The following is a 3,413-nucleotide window of genomic DNA, read 5'->3' as shown; positions in this document are numbered from 1 at the left end:
ACAAGCCGAACTGCCTCCAGCTTGAACTCAAGCGTGTACCTGCCCCGCTTACCATTCCTCATCGTCGTTTCCCTTTCGCTATTAAAGCAGCTAGCTAAGGGGTACGTTTTGCGGGGGCAAGGTCACTATGTCATGGAACGATCCGCCTGAAATCTCCCTCGAATGCTCGAGTGAGCCAACGCTATGGGTCCAACGGCCAATTCGATGACGCGGTCAACGTGCGGCAGGACCGCGGAACCTGTACGTGAAGCTGACGCTCGCATACGATGTAGTCAATTTGCAGCGACCACTTGACCGGATTGGCGTTTTTGGTCCGCTTGCCAAAGACACACAGATCCTTCTGAGGGGCTCGATGAGTCCATTACCCTAATATCGTCAGGTCAGTCGCCGAGTTTCAAGTAGGATTTCCATTCATTCGATTTCTCGCAGAGGTTTAACTGCGGAGAACGACACTAACCAGTGAGGCGTAAATCTGCAATCCGCTCTTGCCATAGGAAACGAAGCCTGCTTTTCTGAATTCCTTCATCAGAGAACCGACACGGTGCGGGCTTATATCCGCCATTTTTGCGAGATTCCTCTGAGTGATCTTTGCGACCACTATCTCGGACGCGCCCTTCTCACCGAAATGCGCATGCAAGAGCAGGACTCGGGCCAGTCTCTTATCGCTGGGATCGAAAAGCTGTTCAACCAGAGCCTGATGATATCGAATGTTACGCGCCACCAAATGCCTCACGAATAGATCAGACAGTGAGCGCTTGCTTTGAAGGGCCTCCATCATGGCTTGATTATCGATTTGGAGAAGTTTGCAGTCCGTCATTGCAGTTGCAGACTTCATCCGCAATGGCTGTCCAGCCAGTCCACCATCTCCAAAGAACGCCCCAGCGCTCAAGACGCTCAGGGTTGCCTGCTTGCCAAACCTGGATGTTACGGTGAGGCGTACCTTGCCTTCCTGGATGTAGAAGACCGCGCCATCCTTGTCGCCTTGCGCGAAGATTACCTGTTCACTAAGAAAGGCCACGGCCAACGCACCCGGGGTAATGTCGGCAAGCAGGCTTTCCGATGCAACGAGGCACTTGTTCTTAGCCGAGTTGGTTGGCGTCTTCAAAGACTTCTCCCGGCCGTGTCACACTTCGCGACCTTAAGTCAGAACGATCCCCAAAAGATGTTCAAAACTGCTCTGACTTTGCCATCGACACATCGAATCTTTTCGGCGTCATGCAGGACCAAATCGGGCTCCAGAATGTGAGCAATTCTGGCCAGAATTTACATGTGCAACATCTCATGATGGACTTCGTGGGTTCTTTCCGCTCCGAGAAGGTCTGATGAACTCTCGGCCCTCGCGGAGTATCCCTCGGAGGAGAACGTAATGAATTTTCAATTCACGAATACCCAGCTGACCGTTGCCGTGGTTGCACTCTTTCTCGTCGCCGCCATCATCATCGGCCTTTATCTTCAACGCCGTAAGACGAGGACCCTCGGTTTCCGCAATCGTTTTGGATCGGAGTACGACCGCGCCGTCCAGACACACGGCACCTCAAAGAAGGCGGAGGCAAGACTGGCCGACAGGGAAACCCGCGTGAAATCTATGAAGATCCGAAACCTCGGGGACACCGAGCGGGAGCGCTTTGTTGCCGAGTGGCAAACTGTGCAAAGTCGCTTTGTTGACTATCCCAAGCCAGCCGTAATTGAGGCCGGCGACCTTATCAATACAATCCTTCAAGCCCGCGGATATCCAGAGGCTGGCTTCGACCAGCGCGCTGCCGATCTATCGGTCAGTTACCCTCGCATCATGGAGAACTATCGACTGGCGAGTGCTGTTGCGGTGCGGCCGGGTCGTGCTGATGCGAGCACGGAAGAGCTTCGCACCGCAATGGTTCAGTACCGCACCATATTCGACGAGCTGATTCAGGTTCAGCCGCCCAACGAGAAGGTCGCAGCAGCGTAACTCGAACTGCGGCTCTCGATCCTGAGGCGTCTCATGGAACAGCTAGAATGTCAGGTTTCTGCGCGTTGTGGTCAGGCAACTGGTCGAGCAGGACCACATTGAGCAGCGCCTTGTGGACCTGAATGCGACCGTTATAGCTGATGAACCCTAACTTGCGAAAGCGATTCATAAAGAAGCTGACCCGAGAACGCGTTGTCCCAATCATGTCCGCCAACGTTTCCTGCGTGACCGGCGGGATGAAGATTTCGGGTTCACCCGGCTTTCCGAATTCCGCCATCAACAAGAGGATCCGCGCGAGGCGCTTTTCGCTGGAATTGAACAGCTGATCCACAAGATCGGCCTGCGTCCGCATACTCCGAGCCAATAAGAACTTGAGGAATGTGTCGGAGAATGCAGGCTCGTCGTGCATCACGCGAATCATTTCTTTTCTACTGATTTTGAGTGCTGTGCAGGCATTCACGGCAGTCGCAGTCGCCAGATGCAACCCGACTATAGTGGCGAGAGACTCCTCGCCGACAAAATCGTTGGCAGACAGAAGGGTAATGGTCGCTTCTTTGCCGCCCTGCGAAACAACGGTGACTCGCGCACGGCCCTTCTGTAGGTAATACACAGAGTCCGCAACGTCTCCCTGGCAAAAGAATGTTTGCTTGGGCTTCAATTCGACGATTGTTCGGCCAAGACCTGCATTGGCAAGGAATGACGCAGAATTGAACTTAGGATCGTGATCGCTTATCAAAAGGGTTGCCTCGTTGCGGGGTGCTTGAGTGAGTGAATAGTCAGCCCTCCAGGCAGTCCCGCAGGTGTACGCCGATTTCAAAATGATGGCAAGATCCAAAACGACCCGACACGGTATTTGGGGTAAGCTTCATTCCCCAAATCAACCGCAATTCACCATAACTTTCTGTTTATCATCGCTTGTACCGAAGCTACGCGTCTGAGCAATATTGCTCATTTTCAGGCAAAGAACGAGTATCCCCACGAGAAGCGGAAAGACAATGTGCGGACCTCCGGACCTGGGAATCGGCCGGGAACGCCCGCACCACATTTAGAAACGGCGGCTGTTAGTTCGAGGCAACTGCCTGCGCCTTTGCGTCCCTGACCGCATCGAGGAACGAGTGAGCCGCACCCGGCATGGCGACTTCGCCCTTTAAGATTCGGGCGTTGGAGATGTCCTCGCCGTAAATGGCTCTAGTGGAATCTTCGTCATGACGAATCGAAGCACCGTTCAAAGTGAGTCCGGCAAAAGCTCCCTTCGCCCGTGAATAGGTGAGGATCTCAGCATCCATTTTCCAGTCGGTGTCGGCTGAAGCGTGACGGCCCACCGGTCCGGCTGCCGCGGAGGCGTCAGCACCCAATTCAAACTTGCTGGAGAGCAACTGCCTCATTCCCCGCTCATTCTGGATGATCATGACTAGGTCCACACCCTCGACGCCGATCTGCAAGCCCCAGCTGCCACCCGTAATGGCAA

4 protein-coding genes are annotated in these 3,413 nt (G+C 54.1%); 1 reads left to right on the top strand and 3 read right to left on the bottom strand.

The genetic code is table 11. The annotated features are described in order from the left end of the window. Positions 1–433: 433 nt before the first annotated feature. Positions 434–1,105 (bottom strand): Crp/Fnr family transcriptional regulator, encoded by a 672-nt coding sequence (locus WA354_RS04230; protein ID WP_472811764.1) that lies wholly within the window; start codon positions 1,103–1,105, stop codon positions 434–436. A 261-nt stretch (positions 1,106–1,366) separates the two neighbouring features. Here WA354_RS04230 and WA354_RS04225 point away from each other — a divergent pair, with 261 nt between their 5' ends. After that, the gene (locus tag WA354_RS04225) at positions 1,367–1,945 is read left to right on the top strand and encodes a hypothetical protein (protein WP_472807842.1); all 579 of its coding nucleotides are present in this window, start codon (positions 1,367–1,369) and stop codon (positions 1,943–1,945) included. Positions 1,946–1,976: 31 nt separating this feature from the next. On the opposite strand, the gene WA354_RS04220 is transcribed toward WA354_RS04225, so the two are convergent. Together WA354_RS04220 and WA354_RS04215 are read right to left on the bottom strand one after the other, a co-directional pair. Continuing rightward, entirely contained in the window at positions 1,977–2,681 is a 705-nt protein-coding gene (locus WA354_RS04220; protein ID WP_472811763.1) for a Crp/Fnr family transcriptional regulator, read from the bottom strand. Positions 2,682–3,006: 325 nt separating this feature from the next. Then, positions 3,007–3,413, bottom strand: a 407-nt coding sequence (locus tag WA354_RS04215; RefSeq protein ID WP_472811762.1) for a lipid-binding SYLF domain-containing protein, incomplete at its 5' end; no start/stop codon positions are given.

Source organism: Occallatibacter sp. (assembly GCF_049802275.1).
In the GTDB taxonomy this organism is placed as follows: domain Bacteria; phylum Acidobacteriota; class Terriglobia; order Terriglobales; family Acidobacteriaceae; genus Telmatobacter.
Note: the sequence above shows the minus strand (reverse complement) of the source record. Positions and strands in the feature narration are given on the sequence as shown.